The organism is uncultured Intestinibacter sp. (assembly GCF_902468165.1).
Lineage (GTDB): Bacteria > Bacillota > Clostridia > Peptostreptococcales > Peptostreptococcaceae > Intestinibacter.
The window spans coordinates 1-4,335 of sequence record NZ_CABQXJ010000119.1 but is presented as its reverse complement, the minus strand read 5'-3'; the positions used below and the strand labels follow the sequence as shown (position 1 = coordinate 4,335).

At 29.3% G+C, this 4,335-nt stretch carries 3 protein-coding genes; 1 reads left to right on the top strand and 2 read right to left on the bottom strand.

Going from position 1 to position 4,335, the window contains the following annotated elements; all coding sequences use genetic code 11:
* Positions 1 to 155 precede the first annotated feature (155 nt).
* Positions 156 to 2,318: a YhgE/Pip domain-containing protein gene (locus RDX53_RS13740; RefSeq protein WP_307994345.1), complete on the top strand. Its 2,163-nt coding sequence runs from the start codon at positions 156 to 158 to the stop codon at positions 2,316 to 2,318.
* Between the two features lie 39 nt (positions 2,319 to 2,357).
* Here RDX53_RS13740 and RDX53_RS13735 read toward each other — a convergent pair whose 3' ends face one another.
* Positions 2,358 to 2,570, bottom strand: a complete 213-nt coding sequence (locus RDX53_RS13735) for a hypothetical protein (protein ID WP_295677622.1) — start codon at positions 2,568 to 2,570, stop codon at positions 2,358 to 2,360.
* 129 nt (positions 2,571 to 2,699) lie between these two features.
* Positions 2,700 to 4,199, bottom strand: coding sequence for a sodium/proline symporter PutP (putP, locus tag RDX53_RS13730; RefSeq protein ID WP_330593191.1), 1,500 nt, complete (start codon positions 4,197 to 4,199; stop codon positions 2,700 to 2,702).
* Positions 4,200 to 4,335: the final 136 nt, after the last annotated feature.

The following is a 4,335-nucleotide window of genomic DNA, read 5'->3' as shown; positions in this document are numbered from 1 at the left end:
TTAACATATGAAAAATAATCATAAATAGGATTATTAGCCTATAGATAAATTAATATTGAATTTATTTTGTGGGTAAAACTATTGTAAACCCTAACAAAGTCGAGATTCAAATATAAATAAGTTAACAAAACAGAAATATATTCTTGGAGGATACAATGACAAAAATTTTTAAAGTATTTTATGATGACATCAAAGATATATTTACTAATTTTGCTCTTTTAATTGTCGTATTAGCTCTTTGTATTTTACCTTCACTTTATGCATGGTTTAATATTTATGCATCTTGGGATCCATATGGAAATACTGGAAATATTCCAATTGCTGTAGTAAATAAAGATAAAGGTACAACTTTGTCTGATAAAAACATAAATGTAGGTGATCAAGTAGTAAAAAAATTAAAAGACAACGACGCCCTTGGATGGGAATTTGTAAATTCAGATTATGCTAAAAAGGGACTTGAAAACGGAAAATATTATGCAACAATCGAAATCCCAAGCAATTTTTCAGAGGATTTAGCATCAATCTTATCTAAAAAAACAACAAAAGCTAAAATTATATACTCGGTAAATGAAAAGATAAATGCAATCGCCCCTAAAATAACTGATAAAGGCGCTTCATCAATTCAAAGTCAAGTAAATAGTGAATTTATAAAAACTGTTGGTGAAATAGCATTTACTTTACTAAACGATACTGGTGTAAAATTACAAGAAGAGTTGCCAAAGTTGACAAAAATCGAAACATCTCTGATAGATGTTAAAAATAAGTTTGCAACAATTGATAACACTGTAAAATATGGCTCTAAATCTATAGAAAAAATGAATGGTGTAATAAATAGCTTAAATAAGAATATGCCTTTAATAGAAAAAACTATTACAACAGCATCTGATTTGTCTTCTGATGCAAGCTCATTTTTACAAAACACACAAAATAATCTAAGTGATTTAGGCCCTATAATAAAAAGAGATTTACAGATTTTAAATAGTGTATCTGCTTCAGCTGCAAATAGTGCTTCAGCATTGATAGAAGCTATAAATTCAAATTATGAAGATGCACCACAACGTATAGACGATTTAACGTCAAAATTAAATAATTTACACAATGTTTCAAGTAATATTGTCGGCCTTTTAACAAAAATAAATCAAATAACAAATGGACAACATTTAAATGATTCTATAAACAAATTAAATACAATAAATAGTAAGCTTGAAACTTCAATAAATATTTTAAATACAGTAAAATCTCAAATTGAAGCAAATGAGCAACCATCTTTAACAAAATTAAACAGTATGCTTACATTACTAAATGATGTTAATTCTATTACATCAAACTTAGTTAACAACTATGATTCAACTATAAAAAATCCTATAAATAAAATTCTTAATCAAGGTATAGGTGTTTCTGAAAATGTAGGTGAATTATTAAAAAATGCACAAGCTGAAATACCTAAAGTCAAAAGCTTATTAGCTAGCCTTTCAGGATTTTCAGAAAATGCAGAAGGTACTATAGCTCTTGCAAATGAAAAAATTCCTGAAGCAAAAGCTATATTAAATGATTTCATAGATGCTATAAGCAAAATAAACAACAGTGAAGATACAAAAGATCTTATAAACTTCTTAAAAAATGATGTCATGACCAATGTAGATTTCTTGAAATCTCCTGTTGATATAGTTCAAAAAACTATATATCCTATGACTAATTACGGTGCTTCAATGACACCTTTTTATACTACACTTTGCCTTTGGGTTGGTATATTACTTTTAACATCACTTTTAACTACAGAAGTTCATGTTAAAGGTGAAGATGACGACGAATATAAACCTTACCAAGTTTATCTAGGTAGAGGACTTACATTCTTATCAATAGCACTTATACAGGCATTGATTGTAAGTCTTGGAAATATCTTTATACTTAAGGTTCATATGGATAATCCACTCTTATTTACGATGATAGCCTTATTTGTAAGTGCGGTATTTAACTTTATAGTATATTCATTGGTATCTATATTTGGAAATATAGGAAAAGCCGTTGGTGTAATTTTACTTGTTCTTCAAGTAGCTGGTTCTGGTGGTACATTCCCTATACAAGTAACTCCAAAGTTCTTCCAAATGATATATCCATTCTTGCCATTTACTTATGGTATTTCGGCAATGAGGGAAGCAATTGGAGGAGTATATATGCCTAATTTAACTAGAGATATAAGCGTATTATTAATATTCCTTATATTATCAATTGTTATAAATATATTCTTAAAGGCACCGATTAATAAATTATTCCATAAATTTATTTCTAAATTAGAAGGCAGTCGTTTAACTGAATAATTTGCATAAAAAAAGGATGAGTTTATCATCCTTTTTTATTTAATCTATTCTCTCACACCATTTATAGCTTACATAGAATTTTCCATCTACTAAACCACTTTTTTGATTTACTACTTTAATTCTTTTTTTGTCATACTTATGTCCAAAGTTTTTTTCTATAGTTGTAAGTTTTCCTTGTGTTTTAAGGACATCTTCAAAGTATTTTTCTTTAATAAAAACATATTTTAAATTTTTATCAAGTTCTAAATTCATACAAATCCCCCCCTAGATTACATATAAAATTCTTTCTTATATCTTAATTATACATCAAAAAAGCACAATCTAATTATATATTATATAGTTCATTAGATTGTGCTTTCATATTATATTAACTTATTTTTATTAACAATTTCTATTTAATTCTCTAACCTTTTCAAATTCATCTTGGATTTCTTGTGATGGTTCTTGTCCAAATTTACTTACTAAATAAATTGCTATTGCTGATAATATAAATCCAGGAACTATTTCGTATAGACTAAATAGTCCACCATATATAACCCCTAAATTTCTCCAAACTATTGTCACAATTCCACCTGTTACTATCCCAGCAATCGCTCCATTTCTAGTTGTTTTTTTCCAGAATAATGAGCACAACATAATTGGTCCAAATGTGGCTCCAAATCCTGCCCATGCATTTTCAACAAGACCTAAAACTGTATTATCAGGATTTAATGCTATAAGTATAGCTATTATGGATACTCCCATAACTGTAAGTCTACTTACTATCATTAATTCTTTGTCACTTGCATGTGGTCTAATTTTTGCTTTATAAAAATCTTCAGTTATCGCCGAAGCTGTAACTAATAGCTGAGAGTCAGCTGTACTCATCACTGCTGCAAGTATTGCTGCTAAGAATACACCAGCTATAACAAGCGGGAATATCTTCATAACCATTAATATGTATACAGTTTCCCCAGAAGAATTACTTAAATCCTCAGTTAAAAATACCCTTCCTAGTAAACCTACCATAGTTGATGCTGTTAAAGAGAATACTACCCATACCATAGCTATTAATCTAGACTTTTTAATACTTTTTGCATCATCAATCCCCATAAATCTTACTAATATATGTGGTTGTCCAAAATATCCAAGCCCCCACGCAAGTGATGATATAACAGTTATCATAGCAATATGTGTTCCATCTAGTGTTATAAATGGATTTAGCATATTTACATTAACTGATTCTATTCTAGCTATTGTTGCATCTACTCCCCCCATACTAACTACAGCAGCACAAGGAACAACAACTATAGCAACAAACATTAAAATCCCTTGAACTAAATCTGTCCAACATACTGCAAAGAATCCTCCTGCAAAAGTATACGATACAACTACTACAGCACATATCAATAAAGCTAATGTGTAATCTATTCCAAATACTGTTGAAAATAATTTTCCACCTGAAACAAATGCTGATGCAGTATATACTAAGAAAAATATTAATATAAATAACGAACTGACTATTCTCAGTATATTTTGATTATCTCTATATCTATTTCCTAAAAATTGCGGAATTGTTATTGCATTACATACTTCAGTATAATTTCTAAGCCTTTTAGCTACTAGTTTCCAGTTAAAATAAGTCCCTATAGTTAATCCTAATGCAATCCATCCTGCTTCTAATCCTGCAATATATGCAGCTCCCGGTAGTCCCATTAGCATCCATCCACTCATATCTGATGCTTGTGCGCTAAGGGATACTACCCAGCTTCCTAATTGTCTTCCACCTAAAAAGTAATCTTCTGTATTGCTAGTCTTTTTATATGCAATAAGACCTATTGCAAGCATCATAGCTAGATATATTACGAAAATTACTATTATAGTAATATTGCTTTGTACCAAAACTCTCCCCCCTGACTTTATAATTATCCAACACCCCTCATTGGATAATTGTTCCATTGTATTTATAAATATAATATAATATTAAGCTATATCAATAGTCAATAAAATTTTTTTATATAGCTTAGTTTCGCAATAA

Coding starts and splice junctions, on each gene's coding strand:
- RDX53_RS13735 (WP_295677622.1), bottom strand. CDS start 2,570: ATGAATTTAGAACTTGATAAAAATTTAAAATATGTTTTTATTAAAGAA.
- RDX53_RS13740 (WP_307994345.1), top strand. CDS start 156: ATGACAAAAATTTTTAAAGTATTTTATGATGACATCAAAGATATATTT.